Raw genomic sequence first — 16,994 nt, forward strand, 5'->3', positions numbered from 1 at the left:
GGACCGAGCAGGGCGATGTGGGCGGACAACGAAACCGAGATGGATCTTCTCGGCTTCGACTTCCTGGTGGACACCCTGTTCGTGGCGCTCACTGAGCCACGGCTGCTTCCGCTGACGGCGGGCTTGCTCGGGGACTGGGGCTCGGGGAAGAGCAGTCTGATGCGGATCACCCGGCAGGAGCTTTTGAAGATCCGGGACGACGAGGAGTCGCCGTCACGGTATGTGTGCGTCGGGTTCAGCCCCTGGCAGTACGAGGACTACGACGACATCAAGGTCGCGCTGATGACGACCGTACTCGACGCGGTCATCAGCAGGAACAGGTGTCGCGGCTCCGTAGGTTCGCTCAGGGCCTCGGTCGGTGGGGGCGCCGGGGCGGACGAGTCGCGGTAGCCGACGCCCAGACCGCGGCTCCCTTCGTGATGCAGGCGATGGATCCGAGCATCGATCCGCAGGTCCTGGACATGTCGAAGGCCGTGGTGAACGCCGCCGCGGGCGAGGCCAACAAGCTGCTGGAGGATCCCAAGACCAAGCAGGCCGCTTCGGGCAACGACACGGCCGAGGCGATCATCGACGCGGGGCGGTTCCGGGCAGAGTTCGCGAAGGTCGTCACGACGTTGGAAGACGTAGACGCCGTCGTGGTGTTCATCGACGACCTCGACCGGTGCTTGCCCGAGACCGTGGTGGACACCTTCGAGGCGATCCGGTTGTTCCTCAACACGCCCAAGACCGCCTACGTCCTGGCGGCGGCCCAGGCGGTTGTTGAGTCTGCGATCGACTCGCGGTACCCGCAGCTGCGGAGGCCCGACGGCGCCGGGATCGGTGCCGACTATCTGGAGAAGATGCTGCAGCTCAAGGTGGCCATCCCGCCGCTGTCCGCGCCGGAGGCCGACACGTACGTCAACCTGCTGCTGGCCGAACTGCGCCTCGACGACGAACAGTTCGCCAAGGTCCTGGACGAGACCCGCCGCCGCCGTGAAGCCGGGAACCTGCAGGTGGCGTTCAATGTCGGAGTGGCCGGGGCGATCCTCGGCGACGTGCCGGCCGACCTCCGGAGGTCTTCAACGCCGTGCTGACGCCGAGCGCGAGGTCACCGTTGCCGAAGACGGTCCATTTCACGTCCGGGTGGCGCTGGAGGTACGCGACCACGTTCGCCGGTGTTTTCGTGCCCACATCGGACAGTTGCTGGTTGTTGTAGTCGACACTGCAGGCCGGGCACCACTGCTTGACGGCGGCCTCGAAGGCTTTCGTGAAGGCTTCCAGGATCGGGAAGGAGTTGAGGTTGAATACGGCGGCCTTACCGGTGCCCGCCGAGCCGACGATGAACTCCGCGGCGACGAGTTTGCCGTACAGTTCCTGCTGCGGTGCCCCGGCGACGTTGGCGAGCACGCCGTCGATCGGACCGTCGGCGACGACGTTCTGGACGACGGTGATGCCGCGGCGTTTCGCCTCCGCGATCTGGTCCTTGAACACCGTCGACGAGGCGGTGCCGCAGGGGCAGATGACGTCCGGGTTCTGCGCCAGTGCCGCCTCGAAGGCGCGCACCGCTTCGGCGGGGGTGCCGCCGGCGTTGATCGTGGTGAAGTCCCAGTCCAGTGCGCCGGAGGCCGCTTTCATGCCGTTGGCGACACGCTGGGCGATCGCCATCGGGCTGACCTGGAGCATGATGAACTTCTTCCTCGCCGGTGGTCGCGCGGGCAATTCCGGCATCCCGATCGATGTCGGGTTCCGCGTGTTCTGTGCGATGTAGTCCTTGGCGGCTTGCAGACCCGCCTGGTCGACCTGGGTTCCGGAGCCGCCCGCCGAGGAGCCGCACGCTGCCGCCGTGAGGCCGAGGGCGAGGACAAGCCCGGTCGTGACGAGCAATCGTTTGCACTTGTGGATCATGACCTCGTTGTCTCCTCCATGCGATGTGTTCGCGACCGAGCGGCCGTGCGCTTAACGCACGCTCGTGCGGCGATGGAGAAATATGACACGGCCCGCGAAGTGGTGTCAATGACACACGCTGTCCAGATAGGACAGTCAGCAGGAACGGTCAGTTGAGAACGGCGAGGTCCGACTCGATTTGCCCTGCGGTCTGCCGCAGTCGTGGAAGAAGGTCTTTGACGAGCGTGCGCGCGGAGTAGGCGGCCGCCAGAACGCCGATCGAGATGGCGGCGAGGATCGTGCCGTTCCGATCGTGCACCGGCACGGCGATGGTGCGCAGCCCCATCTCGAGTTCCTCGTCGCCAAGGGCGTAACCCTGGTCGGCCACTTTCGCGAGCCGATCGCGCAGAGCCGGCTTCTCGGTGATCGTGTACCGGGTCACGGGCGTCAAAGCCACGCGTTCGAGATAGGCCTCGCGGGCGTCGGCCGGCTGTGCCGCGAGTAGTACGTGGCCGAGCGGGCTTTGGTACGCGGGTATCCGCAGGCCGGCCCGGACGTTGACGCTGACGAGGCGCCGGGCCTGCACGCCGGCGATGTACACGATCTCGTCGCCGTCGAGGACGAACGCCATTGCCGTCTCATGGATCTCGCTGGTGAGCTGGGCGAGATGCGGCTGGATGACGTCCGGGAACTCCACGGCGCCCAGGTAGGCCTGAGCCAGTTCGAGAACTCTGGGGCGGACGAAGAAGTTCGAGCCGTCGACGCCGATGTACCCGAGTTCGGCCAGGGTGTGCAGCAGGCGCCGCGCGACGGCGCGGTCCACGCCTACCTCGCGGGCGACGTCGGAGATCGACAACCGCGTGCGGTCCTCGCCGAAGCACCGCAACACGGCCAGCCCGCGGTCGAGTGACTGGACATAGGGACCGTCGCCAGTGCGAGGCATGCGGTGCTCCTTTTCGCTTCTGATCGACGGCATCCGGTGACCGGCAAGCCTACCGCACACAAGTGCGCATGCTGCGCGGCTGCTCGGATGCCGTGTGTTGACACGCGTTCGATGGCGGTGCCACTCTGTGCGGTAACAGCTCACATATGCGATATGCGCACGAAGGAGTGCTGGCGTGACTGAGAGTCCCGTGTCCCGGCTCGCTGACCGAATCGAGATCGAGGACTGTCTCCATCGCTATGCGCGTGCCGTCGACAGGCTCGACTACGACGGCATCGCGGCCTGCTATTTCGATGACGCCACCGATACGCACGGCTCGTATGTCGGGCCGGTGGCCGGGCTGGTGGACGACATCCGGCACCGGCACCGGACAATCGACGCGGCACAGCATTTCGTGACGAACATGCTGATCGACTTCGACGGGGACGACCGGGCCTTCGTCGAGTCTTACTGCCTGGCCTATCTGCGACAGCAGCCGGCCGACGGCGCCGCGTCCCAATCCGAAGCCATCACGCGGTGTCGCTACGTGGATCGCTTCGAGCGTCGCGAGGGGCGGTGGGCTATCGCCGACCGGGTCGTCGTGTTCGACGAATCTCTGTCGGTCGAGGTCGTGTAAACATTCAGGTGCTTTGCTGTGGGCATGCTGAAGTCCCCGGCTCTTGCGGGTCGGGTGTGGTGGTGATGAATCTGCCGGTGGTTTAGATCGGTGGGGGCAGCGCTGGTTGCCAGGGGTTGCCTGTGATGGCCTGGCGTAGTGCGGTCATGACGTTGACACCCTGTTTGCGGGCGGTGTCGATGTAGCTGCGGATGTTCAACCGATCTTGGGTGATGTCTTCGCTGGTCAAACGCCCGGAGATCTTTTGCTGTGTTTTCGTGGGCCGCAGGTTGCGTTCGCTGATGTTGTTGGTCGGCCAGACCCGGGTGTCGCCGCTGAAGCGGAGAACATCGCCTTGGCGGTCGCGGCAGAACTCCAGCAGTTCCCGCCCGGGGCGTTGCGCCGTCGACGAAGGCGGCCCGGGCACCCGCGGAACCCGGGAAATCCCGACCTTGACCGCGTTATCGAACTCGGTGATCAGCGGGCCGGACACCCGTGGGTCGATCTCGGCCAAGCGCTTCTCCCTGGCTTGGTGCCAGGCTTTGATCAGACCGCGTAAAGCGCGTTGGGCCTGTTTCGGCCAGTGCTCATCCGGGTAGGTTTCCGCCGCGTCGGCGAAGTCCCGCAGCAGGTGAGCAACACAGGCCTGATGCCCGGCTAGGTTCTCCCAGCGCGAGTGAAAGTAGTTGCTGTAGCGGTCATGCACCGCGATGCCGGCGAATCCGGGCAGGATCCCGGCATCGGCAAACGAGTCCAGATCCCGTCCACCCAAGTGATAAACCGTGGCGGTCTCGGTGGAAGCCGACAACACGTATCGCCTCCTCGACCCGGCGGGACCGACGCGCAGGGTGGTCTCGTCGAACCCGGCCACGTGCGCCATCGTGATCAGCGACCTGATCACGGCCACGACCTCGTTCACCGCGCGGGCGCATCGGGTCAGCATGCCGTGCACGAACCCACCCGACGGGCCCTTTCCGCCTGTGAGGTCGGCGATCAGCTGGACACAGCGCTGCACCGGAACGTGTTGGTAGACAAGCAGATACACCACCAGCGATCGCAGATTCGGCCCATAACTCAACGGCGAGTCCGGCACCTCATCGGGCAGGGAGCCGAGGTGTTCGGTGCCGCAGGCACACCGCACCCGGTGCACATCGTGCTGCCAAACTGTGAGACGCACTTCGGGCAGGTCGTGAACCTGGTGGGAACGTTCGACACCCAGATCCTCGGCGAAGGCTAAATCAGCACCGCAACCACAGTTCCCGCTCGGGCGATGCGGCACAGTCGTATCCGGCACCGCCCACGACATCGCACTGCCCGGCGCGCCTTTCTGCTTGCCTCGTTTACGGTCGGCCCGCTTCGCCGGTTTCGCCGCTGGCGTGGCCCGGCCGGGCAAATCATCGGCGGAGGGAGGCATCGAACTATTCGCGCTGTTGCGGCTGACCTGCCGTTCCAGCTGCTTGACCCGCTCGGTCAACTTGGCGTTGGACTCCAGGAGCCGTTCAACGAGCGCGATCAGCTCCTCACGCGAGAGCTCCTCCAACCCAGCCACGAGCCAAGATCATCACACTTCGCGCCCGAGATCAACTCAGGCACCTGAATGTTTACGAGGTCGTGGACGCGCGTCAAGGCGACTGGGTCGCGTCCAGGCGCGACAAGTCCGACCCGGTCTATTGGTGGGGGCGCGCCCCACAACCGTGACCCGTATTCGTCACACCCCATCCGCCACGAGAATGGAACACTGCGATGGCCGTTCAGGGAAACTGGGAAGATCGATTCGCCCCAGTCGCAAAGATTCTGGAGAGAAACCTCGCCTCAGGGGCGGATGTCGGGGCTTCGGTCGCCGTGATGCACGAAGGGCGGCCGGTCGTGGATCTCTGGGGTGGCTGGGTGGATCAGGCGCACACCAGGCCGTGGGCGCGGGACACGATCACGAACGTCTGGTCGAACACCAAAACGGTGACGGTACTGGCGGCGCTGATCCTCATCGACCGCGGCGAACTCGACCCCTACGCTCCGGTCGCGACCTACTGGCCGGAGTTCGCGGCGAACGGCAAGGAGCGGATCGAGGTCCGGCACATCCTGTCCCACACGTCTGGTGTCGCCGGCTGGGACATGCCGGTCACGATGGACGACGTCTACGACCCGGACAGGTCAGTCGAGTTGCTCGCCGCCCAGGCACCGTGGTGGGAGCCCGGCACGGCCGGCGGCTACCACGGGCTCAGCATCGGTCATCTCGTGGGCGAGCTCGTACGGCGCGTGACGGGAATGAGCCTGGGTAAGTTCGTCGCGCGGGAGATCGCCGGCCCGCTGGGCGCGGACTTCCACATCGGACTCCCAGAGTCCGAGGACCCACGGATCTCCCCGCTGATTCTCCCGCCGCCGGGCCCGGCCTTCGACGAAGCGCTGGCCGACATCGACAAGGACAGTGTGGGCTACAAGCTTACGGTCGCCGGGCTGGCCACCGACCCGGCGACCACCTGGGATGTGCAGTGGCGACGCTCGGAGATCTGCGGTGCCGGCAACGGCCACGGGAATGCGCGCTCGCTGGCGACCATCCAGGCGATCGTGTCGCACGGCGGCGAGTTCCAGGGTGTCCGGCTGCTTTCGGAGAAGACCTGCGATCTGATCTTCCAAGAACAGGCCAAGGGCGTCGATCTCTATCTGGGACTGCCAATCCGCTGGGGCGTCGGTTACGCCCTCTCCTACCCGGAAGCCTTTCCTTACCTTCCTGACGGCCGCGTGTGTTTCTGGGCGGGTTGGGGCGGCTCGATGGTCATCAACGACCTCGACCGGCGGCTGACCTTCGCCTATGTCATGAACCGGATGGAGCCCGGCGTTCTGGGTACATATCAGGGGATCGTCGGCGGTGTCCGAAGCGAGGAGCTGATCCGGGCCACCTATGCCGCGCTCGACGCGTAGCCATCAAGGAGTTTTCATGAGCAGCTTGGAGAACAAGGTCGCCCTCATTACGGGCGGTGCCCGCGGGCAGGGACGTTCGCACGCCGTGGCACTGGCTCGTCAGGGTGTCGACGTCGTGCTCGTCGACGCACCAGCTCCGGTGGCTTCCGTCAGCTACGCGCTGGGCACGGAGTCCGACCTGAGTGACACGGTCAAACTGGTCGAAGAGCAGGGCCGGACCGCACTTGCCGTCCAGGGTGACGTGCGGAAGCCGGCCGACCTGCGGCGTGCCGTCACGCGGGCCGTTCAGGAGTTCGGGCACGTCGACATCCTGCTCGCCAACGCCGGCATCACCTCCTACCGGCAACTGTCCGAAATGGACGACCAGCAGTGGCAGGACATGATCGACATCAACCTGACCGGAGTCGCCAACAGCATCCGCGCCGTACTGCCGCATATGCTCGACCGCTCCTACGGCCGCATCGTGGTGACCTCCTCGCAAGCCGCGCGACGCGGAATGCCGAACCTGGCCCACTACTGCGCGGCCAAATGGGGCCTGATCGGGCTTGTCAAGACGGTGGCATTGGAGGTCGCGCCATCGCTGGGCATCACCTGCAACGCCGTGCTGCCCGGCGGGGTGGACACGCCGATGATGCGCCACGACGAGGTTTACCAGATCTTCGCGCCCGAGCTGGCGGCTCCGACCGTCGAGGACCTGGAAGAACGGCTACGGCGCTTCAATCCGATGCCGACCGCGTGGATCGAGCCCAGCGACATCTCGCACGGCGTGTTGTACCTCGTGAGCGACGAGGCGCGTTATGTGTCGGGGGCGACACTCGATATCGCCGCGGCGTTCAACGCGTCCTGAAACTGAGGGAAAGGCAGGAACGATATGGACCGATTGCTGACGTGGAAGTCAGGGTGGGACAAGGAAAACCCCCTGGATATCCGAACAGGACTGGTCGGTAAGGACGACGGCACGTGGGTCGCGGGTCCGGTGTCGGGTGCGCGGTACCGCGATCTGGGGCTGGGGGAGGCCACCGGCGGCCTGCTCGGTGCGCGACATGTCCGCGGCGCCGGCACAACCGACTGGCAGTTTCACGACGTGGACTTCCAGTGGTTTTTCGTGCTGAACGGTGAGCTCAAGATCCGCACCGAGGACGGCCGGGACCTCGCACTCGGCAAGGGCGCCTCGGCGTACCAGCCGCCGTGCTGGCGGCACCAGATCTACGCGGTGTCCGATGACTACGAGGCCATCGAGGTCACCGGTCCCACGGGCTTCGAGACGGTCACCGGCCCGGATGCGGCCAAGCCGGCGCGCGCCGAGGATTTCGCGCACCTGAAAGGGATCTACAGCTTCGATGAGCCGGGCGAGTACGTCCGCGGTGACGGCCCGCGCGCCTGGTCGCTGTACCGCGATCTGGGCACCCGCGAACCCACGGACGGCCGGGTGCACATCCACATCATCAAGCTCGATGACGAGCAGCCTTCGCCGCCCGGCGGCACCGGCGAGCACCACCACACGATGGCGCAGTGGTTCATGCCGATCCGGGGCTGGATCGACATTTCCAGCGAGGGACAGCCGAATCGACGCGTGCACGCCGGCGATTTCGTGATGCTGTCGCGGGGTGCGGCCCACAATGCGTTCGACGCCTCATCCGACTACATGACGCTGGAATTCTGTGTGCCGGCCGATTACGAAACGGTGGCACGGTGATCCTGGCGACCCTGAAAGGCGGCGGGATCGACGGGACCCTGGTCGTGGTGAGCCGCGATCGTCGCCGCCTGGCGGTCCCCTCGCGCGGGCCGCGCACGATGCAGCAGGCGATGGACGAATGGTCCTCGTGGGACCGCAGTCTCGAGGATGAGTTCGGACAGCTTGACGACGAGACGTACGGCTTCCCGGTGGATCGGGCCACTTTTGACGCGCCGCTCCCACGGGCGTTTCATTGGGCGGAGGGCAGCTGCTACCTCCAGCACATGGAACGCATCCGGGGCGGCCGCGGCGAGGCGCTGCCGGCCGAGCATCGCGACCGGCCGATCGTCTACCAGAGCGGCAGCGCGCGGAACATGGCTCCCGGCAGCGATATCGCGCTGCCGGATCCGGCGTGGGAGCTCGACATCGAGGCGACGGTCGTGGTGATCACCGGTCCCATCCCCGGCGGCGCGAGCGAAGCGGAGGCTGCGGGACAGATCCGATTGGTGGGCATGACGAATGACCTGACCTACCGGAAGCTGCTGGTGGACGAACGGCGGCAGGGCACCGGGGTCTACGCGTCCAAGCCGGGCCGGGCCTACGCGCCGTTCGTGGTTTCCCCGTCGACGCTCGGCCCCGCGTGGAGCGGATCGAATCTCCGCGCTGTCCTGCGCTGCGAGGTCGACGGGGAAACGCTCGGTGTCCCGCGAGCGGACCGGGATATCGCCTTCGACTTCCCGCGGATCCTGGCTGAGCTGGCGAAAACCAGGTCGTTGGTGCCTGGCTCGATCGTCGGCACCGGCACGGTGTCCAACGCCGATCCGGCTGCCGGGTACGCCTGCATCGCCGAAAAGCGCGCTGTGGAGATCGCGAACGATGGCGCGCCCACGACGCCGTTTCTGAATGCCGGCGACACCGTCGGCATCGAGGCGCTCGGCGACGACGGGACGTCACTGTTCGGGCGCATAGCGCAGACCGTCGTGGCAGCCTGAAGCAAAGGAACTCACCAGCTATGCCGAGGTTTGACGGAAGAGTCGTGTTCATCACCGGTGGCGCTCGGGGGCAGGGCCGCGAGCACGCCGTGCACTTTGCCCGGGCAGGTGCGGACGTCGTGCTCGTCGATGTACCGGAGCAGGTCGAATCGGTGCCCTACCCGCTCGGCACGTGCGGTGATCTGCACGAAACCGTTGCCCTGGTTGAGAAACAGGGCAGGCGCGCACTCGCGATCGAGGCAGACGTGCGCCGGTCGAACCAGATGAGGGCCGCGGTCGAGCAGGCCATCGACGAGTTCGGCGCGGTCGACATCTTGGTGGCCAACGCCGGTATCGTGACCTATCGTCATCTGTCCGAAATGGACGATCAGATGTGGCAGGACACCATCGACGTCAACCTGACCGGGGTGGCCAACACGGTGCGCGCGGTCCTGGGCCACATGCTCGAACAGCGCTACGGGCGCATAGTCGTGACCTCATCGCAGGCCGGCCGGCGCGGGGTCCCGAACCTGGCACACTACTCGGCGTCGAAGTGGGGTCTCATCGGGCTCGTGAAGAGCGTCGCGCTGGTCGCGCTGGAGGTCGCACCCGCGCTGGGGATTACTTGCAACGCCGTGCTGCCCGGAGGTGTCGACACGCCGATGATGCACCACGACGAGGTGTACGCCGTGTTCGCGCCCGATGTCCCCGCACCCACGCGGGCCGACCTCGAGGAACGGCTGGGGCGGCTCAATCCGATGCCGATCACCTGGATCGAACCGAGCGACATCTCCCATGCCGTGCTGCACCTCGCCAGCGAGGAAGCCCGGTACGTCTCCGGCGCGACGATCGACGTCGCGGCCGCGTTCAATGCGAACAACTCATGACCGCGCCGAGGGTGCTGTGGGAGCCCACGCCTGATTCCATCGCCGGGACGCGGCTCCACCGGTTCGCTGCCTGGGTCTCGGGACGCCGTGGAATCACTCTCGGTGACCCCACCGATTACGACGCCGTGTGGCGCTGGTCGGTCGACCACCTCGACGAGTTCTGGGCAGACCTGGCTGTCTGGGCCGGCCTGTTGACCGAGCCACCCGGCCCCGCTTTGGCGAACTCGGACATGCCGGGTGCCGTGTGGTTCCCGGACGTCCGGCTCAACTTCGCCGAACAGGCTCTCAAGAACGGCGGCGACCGGCATCCCGCCTTGGTCGTGGTGGACGAGAATCTCGAAACCTTCGAGGTGGCATGGGCATCGTTGCGTGCTCAGGTGGGAGCCTTCGCCGATACGTTGCGACGCCTCGGCGTACGACGAGGTGACCGCGTCGCAGGTTACCTGCCAAACGGGTCCGAGGCGGTGGTCGCCTTTCTCGGCACTGCCGCGCTCGGTGCTGTGTGGACAGTGTGCGCATCCGACTTCGGGCCCAGTGCTGTGCTCGCCCGGCTCGCTCAGGTCGAGCCGGTCGTTCTGGTGGCCGCCGACGGGTACCGGTTCAACGGGAAGGAGTACGACCGGCGCGAGCAGATCGCCGAGATACGGGCGGCGCTGCCCACTCTGCGTGCCACGATCATCGTTCCGGTGCTGCATCCTGCCGACGACCGCGATGGGACCACGCCCTGGTGTGCCGCGGTCGCGAACGAACAGGAGCCACGGTTCGAGCCGCTGCCCTTCGACCATCCATTGTGGATCGTCTACTCCTCGGGGACGACAGGGCTGCCGAAGGGCATCGTGCACGGCCATGGTGGGATCACCCTCGAACAGTGGAAGCAGGGCGCACTGCACAACGACATCGGCCCTGGTGACCGCTTCTACTGGTACGCGTCGACGGCGTGGATCATGTGGAACATCGCCACCTCGGCACTGCTGTCCGGGGCAACCGTAGTCGTCCACAACGGCAGCCCGTCTTATCCGTCACTGGACATGCAGTTCGCGGTTGCCGAAAAGACCGGGATCACCTATCTCGGGACCAGTGCCGGCTATCTGACTGCCTGTGAAAAAGCCGAACTTCGTCCACGCGACCGGTTCGACCTGTCCGCGCTACGGACGATCGGCTCGACGGGATCCCCGCTACCGGCGTCGACCTTCGAGTGGGTCTATCGCTCGGTCAAGTCGGATGTGTTTCTGAGTTCTTCCTCTGGGGGCACCGACATCGCCAGCGGTTTCATCGGTGGCAGCACGTTGCTTCCCGTGGTGGCCGGTGAGCTGCAGCGGCCGATGCTTGGTGTCTTCGTCGAGTCCTGGAACGACAGCGGTCAGCCGGTCGTGGGTGAGCTGGGGGAGCTCGTCGTGACCAAGCCCATGCCCTCCATGCCCTTGAGATTGTGGGGAGATGACGACGGCGAGCGTTACCGGGCAACGTACTTCGAGCCCTGGCCGGGCGTGTGGCGGCACGGGGACTGGCTCGAGATCACCGACCGGGGGACCTGCCAGATCATGGGCCGGTCCGATTCGACGCTCAACCGGGGCGGCGTCCGGATGGGCACCGCCGAGATCTACGCGGCCGTCGACACGATGCCGGAGATTTCCGACTCGCTCGTGCTCGGCGTGGAACAACCGGACGGTACCTACTACATGCCACTGTTCGTGCAACTCGCGGGCGGCGCCGAGCTCAGCGGCGCCCTCGTCGCCGCCATCCGCGACGCCATCCGGGCCAAGGCAAGCCCCCGCCACGTGCCCGACGAGGTGATCGCGGTGCCCGGTATCCCGCGCACCCGGACCGGTAAACGCATCGAAGTGCCCCTCAAACGGCTTTTCCAAGGCGTCGCCCCGGAAAAAGCACTGAACGCCACTTCGCTCGACAATCCAGCCACGTTGGCCACCTTCGTCGAGCTTGCCGATAACCGGCCCACATCCTGGAGGAAACCGCGGTGACAGGTTCGCGACTCGCCGGCAAGATCTGCATTGTCACCGGGGCAGGCAGCGGTATCGGCGCGACGACGGCGACAGTGTTCGCGCAGCACGGTGCGGGCGGGGTTGTCTGCGCCGACCTTTCCGCGGAGGCCGCGCGGGCGACGGCCGCCGCGATCACCGTGGCCGGAGGCAATGCCTCGCCGTTCGCCATGGACGTGTCCGACGAAAAGGCTGCCGTGGCACTCGTCGAGCACACGAGAGCGGTGTACGGGCGAGTGGATGTGCTGCACAACAACGCGGCGATGGCCATTCCGGGATCGGTGCACGAAACAAGCCTCGAAGACTGGAACCGTGTGCTGGCGGTCAACATCACCGGCGCCTTCCTGGTTTCCCGTGCCGTGCTGCGGATTATGCTCGAACAGCGCTCCGGGGCCATTGTCAACACGTGCTCCAACCACGCCACGGTTGCCTCACCCCGGCTCGCGTCCTATCACGCGTCCAAAGGCGCGATCCGGGCGCTGACGCGACAGATGGCACTCGACTACGCCCCGGACATCCGGGTCAACTGCGTCTCGCCGGGGCTGGTCGACACGCCGGCCGCGCGCGGGGTCAGAGGTGGGACTGACGCGGTGTGGGCCCGCAAGCAGGAGTCGAACCGCTATTTCAAGCGAGCGGCCCAACCACGGGAAATCGCGTATGGGGTGCTGTATCTCGCCTCGGACGAGGCTAGTTTCCTGACCGGGCACGACCTGGTCATGAGCGGCGGCCAGGGGGAGGTGGCGTTCTGATGGCGGTGGGGATCTCGCTGACCGGACGGGTCGCCGTGGTCGCGGGGGCAGGCCGCGGGATCGGCGCGGCGGTAGCCAGGCGGCTTGCCGATGCCGGCGCCGCGGTCGCCGTCGTCGACTCCCGCCTCGACCGCGCGGAGGCCACTGTCGAGGCGATTCGCGCCGCGGGCGGTACGGGTGTCCCGATCCTGGCTGATCTGCTCGACGCGCGCAGCGGAACGCGGATCGTGGCGGAGACCGTCCGGCACCTCGGCCGAATCGACATCCTCGCCACCGTCGCCGGAGGGTCGTGGGCCTACGTGCCGTACCGGCGGATACACGAGGTCACCGACGACGAATGGGACCTTGTCCATCAGCTCAACCTCACCTACGTGTTCCGGCTGGCGAGGGAAACGATCCGCACCTTCCTGTCGCAAGGACGTGGCGGGGCGATCGTCCACATCGGATCCATCGCCGGGGTCCTCAGCTCGCCGAGCGCGGCGGCCTACGGCGCGGCGAAGGCGGGCATCGCATCGCTCACCCGCAGCGTCGCCCACGAATACGGTGCCGATGGCATCCGCGTCAACTGTGTGGCACCGGGGCGGATCGAGACGCCCGCGACGACCCCGGCCGCCGGAGAACGCGTGGCCGACTTCACGAACAGCATCCCCATGCGGCGCACCGGCAATGCGGGAGAGGTCGCGGATGCCGTGTTGTTCCTGGCCTCCGATCTCGCCTCGTACATCACGGGCCAGACCCTTCTCGTGGACGGCGGGGCCACGGCAACCCCAGGGCTGCTGCCCGCGAGTGGTCCACACACTCCACGCTGAACTCACCGGGAATGGCACGACAAGACCGCCGGACCGAGCGCTATGTGAGCGTTGGCGGTGACCAGGGCACAGCCTCATCCTCGAACGGCGCTAGGAGTGTGCTGATGACGGTGTTCGATCTGTTTCGTCTCGACGGCAAGGTGGCCATCATCACCGGCGCGTCCAGTGGCCTCGGCGTCGCCTTCGCCCAGGCGATGGCCGAGGCGGGGGCAAACATCGTCCTCGGCGCGCGCCGGATCGACCGGCTCGACGACACCGCGCGGCTGGTGGAGCAGGCCGGCCACGAGGCCTTGGCAGTCGCGACGGACGTCCGCGACCCGGAGTCGTGCTATTCGCTTGTCAATGCTGCTATAGAGCGTTTCGGCCAGGTGGACGTCCTGGTCAACAACGCCGGGGTCGGCACGGCGGTGCCGGCCACCTGTGAGCGGCCGGACGAGTTCCGGCAGGTCATCGACGTCAACCTGAACGGGTGCTACTGGATGGCCCAGGCCTGTGGACGGGCGATGCGGCCTGGCTCGAGCATCGTCAACATCTCTGCGGTCCTGGGCATCACGACGGCGGGCCTCCCTCAAGCCGCTTACGCCGCCTCCAAAGCCGGACTGATCGGCCTGACCCGCGACCTGGCCAGCAGTGGACGGGCCGCAAGGGCATCCGCGTCAACGCGATTGCTCCCGGCTTCTTCACGTCGGAGATGACTGATCAATACCCGCCGGGTTATATCGAGTCACTCTTGCCGTCCCGTGTCCCCTCGGGACGCAAGGGCGATCCACGTGAACTCGCAGCGACAGTCGTCTTTCTTGCATCAGACGCAGCCGGTTACATCACTGGCCAGACGATGCCCGTCGATGGCGGCATGACGATCACCTGACCGAGTGCTCACCGCACTGGCCGGGGCCGTTGCCGGCCCGCGTCCGGCGCGTGGTCGACCACCGCGGACCTTAGGGCCCACGCCGAGCTACCGGTTCGCTCGCTGCCTTCGTAGCTTGACACGGGCGAGCGCGTCCTTGTGCACCTCATCCGGTCCGTCGGCGAACCGCAGGGTCCGGATCAGTGCGTAGGCATAGGCCAACGGAAAGTCCTGTTAGAGCCCTCCGGCTCCATGTGTCTGAATGGCCTTGTCGAGGATCCACTGCACCGTCGCCGGCGTCGCGATCTTGATCGCCTGTATGTCACTGTGTGCGGCCTTGTTGCCGTTGACGTCCATGTTCCAAGCCGCCTTCAGGGTCAGCAGCCGGAGTTGGTCGATCTTTACGCGCGATTCAGCGATCCAATTGCGGATCACACCCTGTTCGGACAGAGCCTTGCCGAAGGCGACGCGCGCGTCTGCGCGTGCGCAGAGCAGTTGCGGCGCTCGTTCGGCGAGCCCGATCGAGCGCATGCAGTGGTGGATGCGTCCCGGTCCCAGGCGAGCCTGGGCGATCGCGAAGCCGTCACCCTCTGCGCTGATGATGTTTGCGGCCGGCACGCGAACCTCGTCGAAGAACAGCTCTGCGTGACCACCGTGCTCGTGGTCGTCGTAGCCCAGCAGGTGCATGGCGCGCTCGACGCGCACGCCTGGCGTATCGCGTGGCACGAGGACCATAGATTGCTGGCGGTGTCGCTCGGCGTCCGGCTCGGTCTTGCCCATGACGATGAAAATCTTGGCGTTGGGATTCATCGCGCCAGTGATCCACCACTTGCGCCCGTTGATCACAAAGTCGTCGCCGTCGCGCTGTATGCTGGTCGAAATATTGGTGGCGTCAGAAGAAGCGACCTCGGGTTCCGTCATCGCGAAGGACGACCGGATCTCACCCGCCAGCAATGGCTGCAGCCAGCGTGCCTTCTGTTCGGGCGTACCGAACAGCGACAGCACCTCCATGTTTCCCGTGTCCGGCGCGGCACAATTCAGAACTGCCGGAGCGAGATGCGGGCTGCGCCCAGCGATCTCCGCCAGCGGCGCGTACTGCAGGTTGGTGAGCCCGGCGCCATTCTCGCCGGGCAGGAACAAGTTCCGCAGTCCCCGCCTGCGAGCCTCGCCGCGCAGGCGGTGCAGCGTCGGTGAAGAGTCCCAGGCCCAGCGGTTGTCGAGGCCGGCGAGTTCTCTCTCGAAAACCGCCTCCGCCGGGTATATGTGACTGTCCATGAACTCCGAAAGCTTGTCGCGCAGCTCGACGGTTCGGGAATCGTAGGCAAACTCCATCAGAGTTCCTCCTTCAGTGCGGCCAGCCCGGCTTCCAGGAGCGGCTCGGTCAGCAGGCCGTATTGATCGAAGCCCTTGCCGACGGTCTGGTGGTTCACGTAGCGGTAGTGAATGCCCTCAACGATCCCGGCGAACTTGTAGTGCGCCAGCCCGAGATAGAAGCCGAAGTTGTCGAGCCTGCGACCGCTGACTTCGGTGTACCGCTGCCGCACCTCGGCTTCGGAGAGGAATCCGGGAGCATCGGCCGCGTCGGTGACCACGGCGCCGGCAGGCAGGCGAGGCAGGCGTTGGTAGAGGTTGAGCAGGGCGAGGTCCGTGAGCGGGTCGCCCAGCGTGGCCATTTCCCAGTCGAGCACCGAGGTCAGCTGGTCGTCGTTGCCGATCAGCACGTTGTCCAGCCGGTAGTCGCCGTGCACGATCCCAGCGCCCGACTGTTGCGGGCGCGAACCTATCGCGAGGTTGACGAGGAAGCCGCGCGCCACCTCACCGAGGACCCGGCCGTGGATGTGGTTGACCCACCGAACTTCGAGCCCAGGGGGCATCCCTAATGCCCGCTGAGCTCGGCCAGACCAGTGATCCGAAAGCCTTGATCCCCGGCGCACCCGACGCGCTCCAGGAAAGGGCCCGGGTGTTGGGTGCACGCGCTGAGGACAGCATCCGGGCCGGGGAAGCGCTGAAGCAGATCGACACCGGCGCATGGACAGGGGAGGCATCCGACCGCTTCCATGACGAGCACCAGACCGAGGTCCCCCGCTGGTTGAAAGCGGGAGATTCGCTTAACGCCGCCCGCCGCGCCCTGGAGACCTTTGCCGAATGTTTGTCCTGGGCACAGGGGCAGGCGGCCGAAGCCATCGAGTTATGGAAGCAAGGCGACGAGGCCACCCGGCGGGCGCATGCTGCTCACGATCAAGCGGTGGCCGATGCCCAGGCCCGGACCCAGTCCAACGCTGGCCGCGGGGACCCCACCGTCGTGCAGGCACCCGCTTTTTCTGACCCCGGTGAGGCGCAGCGACAGGCTGCCCGGGACATGCTGGAGCGGGCGCGGCAACAACTCGCGGATGTCGGTGACCGCACCGCTGATGCGCTGTCCGCTGAGGCGGTCCTCGCTCCGCAGGATTCGCAGAAGCAGGCCGATGCGAACTTCTACGGCGGCATCTGGTGTCGCCTGCCAGCCTGAAGGGACCACCGGTTTGCCATGAGCATGGGACCGGGTTGGCGCCACATTCGCTTGTGCCCGGGCCGCGTTGACCAGCCGTACCACCGCATCCTCGTTCTTCTTCTGGTGAGCGGTGCTCCCCACCACGGCAGCGAGTGCTGAGGGGCGCTCCGGTCGGGCGGGAGCCCACGAGTCGAGATCCGGTTCCGGTTTCTCGGATATAGCCGGCGTTGCCTGGCGGGGCGATTGTG

At 66.4% G+C, this 16,994-nt stretch carries 18 protein-coding genes and 1 pseudogene; 14 read left to right on the forward strand and 5 right to left on the reverse strand.

Going from position 1 to position 16,994, the window contains the following annotated elements; genetic code table 11:
• Positions 1 to 15 precede the first annotated feature (15 nt).
• The gene (locus tag SSPN_RS0137900) at positions 16 to 390 is read left to right on the forward strand and encodes a P-loop NTPase fold protein (RefSeq protein ID WP_029536126.1); all 375 of its coding nucleotides are present in this window, start codon (positions 16 to 18) and stop codon (positions 388 to 390) included.
• Positions 391 to 428: 38 nt separating this feature from the next.
• Entirely contained in the window at positions 429 to 1,073 is a 645-nt protein-coding gene (locus tag SSPN_RS0137905) for a KAP family P-loop NTPase fold protein (RefSeq protein WP_158309713.1), read from the forward strand.
• On the opposite strand, the gene SSPN_RS0137910 is transcribed toward SSPN_RS0137905, so the two are convergent.
• Both SSPN_RS0137910 and SSPN_RS0137915 read right to left on the reverse strand, forming a co-directional pair.
• On the reverse strand, positions 1,000 to 1,884 hold the full coding sequence (locus tag SSPN_RS0137910) for a substrate-binding domain-containing protein (RefSeq protein ID WP_029536128.1): 885 nt from the start codon (positions 1,882 to 1,884) through the stop codon (positions 1,000 to 1,002). The two genes, SSPN_RS0137905 and SSPN_RS0137910, sit on opposite strands and share 74 nt — an antisense overlap.
• Before the next feature lie 148 nt (positions 1,885 to 2,032).
• The gene (locus SSPN_RS0137915; protein ID WP_010315292.1) at positions 2,033 to 2,806 is read right to left on the reverse strand and encodes an IclR family transcriptional regulator domain-containing protein; all 774 of its coding nucleotides are present in this window, start codon (positions 2,804 to 2,806) and stop codon (positions 2,033 to 2,035) included.
• 190 nt (positions 2,807 to 2,996) lie between these two features.
• Between SSPN_RS0137915 and SSPN_RS0137920 the strand changes: the two genes are divergently transcribed.
• On the forward strand, positions 2,997 to 3,422 hold the full coding sequence (locus tag SSPN_RS0137920; protein WP_044576842.1) for a nuclear transport factor 2 family protein: 426 nt from the start codon (positions 2,997 to 2,999) through the stop codon (positions 3,420 to 3,422).
• Positions 3,423 to 3,504: 82 nt separating this feature from the next.
• Here the strand turns inward: SSPN_RS0137920 and tnpC are convergent, their stop codons facing one another.
• Entirely contained in the window at positions 3,505 to 4,950 is a 1,446-nt protein-coding gene (gene tnpC, locus SSPN_RS0137925; RefSeq protein WP_010310815.1) for an IS66 family transposase, read from the reverse strand.
• Positions 4,951 to 5,144: 194 nt separating this feature from the next.
• Here tnpC and SSPN_RS0137930 point away from each other — a divergent pair, with 194 nt between their 5' ends.
• The 10 genes from SSPN_RS0137930 (at position 5,145) to SSPN_RS62355 (ending at position 14,276) form a co-directional block, all read left to right on the forward strand.
• Positions 5,145 to 6,320: an EstA family serine hydrolase gene (locus SSPN_RS0137930; protein WP_010315296.1), complete on the forward strand. Its 1,176-nt coding sequence runs from the start codon at positions 5,145 to 5,147 to the stop codon at positions 6,318 to 6,320.
• Positions 6,321 to 6,336: 16 nt separating this feature from the next.
• Positions 6,337 to 7,167 (forward strand): mycofactocin-coupled SDR family oxidoreductase, encoded by an 831-nt coding sequence (locus SSPN_RS0137935; RefSeq protein WP_010315298.1) that lies wholly within the window; start codon positions 6,337 to 6,339, stop codon positions 7,165 to 7,167.
• A 24-nt stretch (positions 7,168 to 7,191) separates the two neighbouring features.
• Entirely contained in the window at positions 7,192 to 8,016 is an 825-nt protein-coding gene (locus tag SSPN_RS49735; protein ID WP_010315300.1) for a cupin domain-containing protein, read from the forward strand.
• Positions 8,013 to 8,987 (forward strand): fumarylacetoacetate hydrolase family protein, encoded by a 975-nt coding sequence (locus tag SSPN_RS0137945; protein ID WP_010315302.1) that lies wholly within the window; start codon positions 8,013 to 8,015, stop codon positions 8,985 to 8,987. The genes SSPN_RS49735 and SSPN_RS0137945 overlap by 4 nt, the downstream gene beginning before the upstream one ends.
• A 20-nt stretch (positions 8,988 to 9,007) precedes the next feature.
• Entirely contained in the window at positions 9,008 to 9,853 is an 846-nt protein-coding gene (locus tag SSPN_RS0137950; RefSeq protein ID WP_029536129.1) for a mycofactocin-coupled SDR family oxidoreductase, read from the forward strand.
• Positions 9,850 to 11,832: an acetoacetate--CoA ligase gene (locus tag SSPN_RS0137955; RefSeq protein ID WP_010315305.1), complete on the forward strand. Its 1,983-nt coding sequence runs from the start codon at positions 9,850 to 9,852 to the stop codon at positions 11,830 to 11,832. The genes SSPN_RS0137950 and SSPN_RS0137955 overlap by 4 nt, the downstream gene beginning before the upstream one ends.
• Positions 11,829 to 12,599 carry an SDR family NAD(P)-dependent oxidoreductase gene (locus SSPN_RS0137960; RefSeq protein ID WP_010315307.1) on the forward strand — a complete coding sequence of 257 codons (771 nt, stop codon included), beginning with the start codon at positions 11,829 to 11,831 and terminating at the stop codon, positions 12,597 to 12,599. The genes SSPN_RS0137955 and SSPN_RS0137960 overlap by 4 nt, the downstream gene beginning before the upstream one ends.
• Positions 12,599 to 13,408 carry an SDR family NAD(P)-dependent oxidoreductase gene (locus SSPN_RS47965; protein WP_010315309.1) on the forward strand — a complete coding sequence of 270 codons (810 nt, stop codon included), beginning with the start codon at positions 12,599 to 12,601 and terminating at the stop codon, positions 13,406 to 13,408. The genes SSPN_RS0137960 and SSPN_RS47965 overlap by 1 nt, the downstream gene beginning before the upstream one ends.
• A gap of 104 nt (positions 13,409 to 13,512) precedes the next feature.
• Complete coding sequence (locus SSPN_RS47970; protein ID WP_010315311.1) at positions 13,513 to 14,103, forward strand: SDR family NAD(P)-dependent oxidoreductase; 591 nt, start codon at positions 13,513 to 13,515, stop codon at positions 14,101 to 14,103.
• Positions 14,100 to 14,276 (forward strand): SDR family oxidoreductase, encoded by a 177-nt coding sequence (locus SSPN_RS62355; protein ID WP_337466398.1) that lies wholly within the window; start codon positions 14,100 to 14,102, stop codon positions 14,274 to 14,276. Before SSPN_RS47970 ends, SSPN_RS62355 begins: the two co-directional genes overlap by 4 nt.
• An 87-nt stretch (positions 14,277 to 14,363) precedes the next feature.
• Here SSPN_RS62355 and SSPN_RS47975 read toward each other — a convergent pair.
• Both SSPN_RS47975 and SSPN_RS47980 read right to left on the reverse strand, forming a co-directional pair.
• A pseudogene (locus tag SSPN_RS47975) lies at positions 14,364 to 15,587 on the reverse strand (acyl-CoA dehydrogenase family protein).
• Positions 15,587 to 16,129, reverse strand: a complete 543-nt coding sequence (locus SSPN_RS47980) for a phosphotransferase (protein ID WP_010315317.1) — start codon at positions 16,127 to 16,129, stop codon at positions 15,587 to 15,589. Before SSPN_RS47980 ends, SSPN_RS47975 begins: the two are co-directional and overlap by 1 nt.
• A gap of 5 nt (positions 16,130 to 16,134) precedes the next feature.
• Here SSPN_RS47980 and SSPN_RS57325 point away from each other — a divergent pair, with 5 nt between their 5' ends.
• Complete coding sequence (locus tag SSPN_RS57325; protein WP_010315319.1) at positions 16,135 to 16,764, forward strand: putative T7SS-secreted protein; 630 nt, start codon at positions 16,135 to 16,137, stop codon at positions 16,762 to 16,764.
• Positions 16,765 to 16,994: the final 230 nt, after the last annotated feature.

It is taken from the genome of Saccharopolyspora spinosa NRRL 18395 (assembly GCF_000194155.1).
GTDB classification, from domain to species: Bacteria; Actinomycetota; Actinomycetes; order Mycobacteriales; family Pseudonocardiaceae; genus Saccharopolyspora; species Saccharopolyspora spinosa.

Excerpts from the sequence above, each read along its gene's own strand:
- SSPN_RS0137900 (WP_029536126.1), top strand. The coding sequence starts at position 16 with ATGTGGGCGGACAACGAAACCGAGATGGATCTTCTCGGCTTCGACTTC.
- SSPN_RS0137905 (WP_158309713.1), top strand. The coding sequence starts at position 429 with ATGGATCCGAGCATCGATCCGCAGGTCCTGGACATGTCGAAGGCCGTG.
- SSPN_RS0137910 (WP_029536128.1), bottom strand. The coding sequence starts at position 1,884 with ATGATCCACAAGTGCAAACGATTGCTCGTCACGACCGGGCTTGTCCTC.
- SSPN_RS0137915 (WP_010315292.1), bottom strand. The coding sequence starts at position 2,806 with ATGCCTCGCACTGGCGACGGTCCCTATGTCCAGTCACTCGACCGCGGG.
- SSPN_RS0137930 (WP_010315296.1), top strand. The coding sequence starts at position 5,145 with ATGGCCGTTCAGGGAAACTGGGAAGATCGATTCGCCCCAGTCGCAAAG.
- SSPN_RS0137935 (WP_010315298.1), top strand. The coding sequence starts at position 6,337 with ATGAGCAGCTTGGAGAACAAGGTCGCCCTCATTACGGGCGGTGCCCGC.
- SSPN_RS49735 (WP_010315300.1), top strand. The coding sequence starts at position 7,192 with ATGGACCGATTGCTGACGTGGAAGTCAGGGTGGGACAAGGAAAACCCC.
- SSPN_RS0137950 (WP_029536129.1), top strand. The coding sequence starts at position 9,008 with ATGCCGAGGTTTGACGGAAGAGTCGTGTTCATCACCGGTGGCGCTCGG.
- SSPN_RS0137955 (WP_010315305.1), top strand. The coding sequence starts at position 9,850 with ATGACCGCGCCGAGGGTGCTGTGGGAGCCCACGCCTGATTCCATCGCC.
- SSPN_RS47965 (WP_010315309.1), top strand. The coding sequence starts at position 12,599 with ATGGCGGTGGGGATCTCGCTGACCGGACGGGTCGCCGTGGTCGCGGGG.
- SSPN_RS47970 (WP_010315311.1), top strand. The coding sequence starts at position 13,513 with ATGACGGTGTTCGATCTGTTTCGTCTCGACGGCAAGGTGGCCATCATC.
- SSPN_RS62355 (WP_337466398.1), top strand. The coding sequence starts at position 14,100 with ATGACTGATCAATACCCGCCGGGTTATATCGAGTCACTCTTGCCGTCC.
- SSPN_RS47980 (WP_010315317.1), bottom strand. The coding sequence starts at position 16,129 with ATGCCCCCTGGGCTCGAAGTTCGGTGGGTCAACCACATCCACGGCCGG.
- SSPN_RS57325 (WP_010315319.1), top strand. The coding sequence starts at position 16,135 with ATGCCCGCTGAGCTCGGCCAGACCAGTGATCCGAAAGCCTTGATCCCC.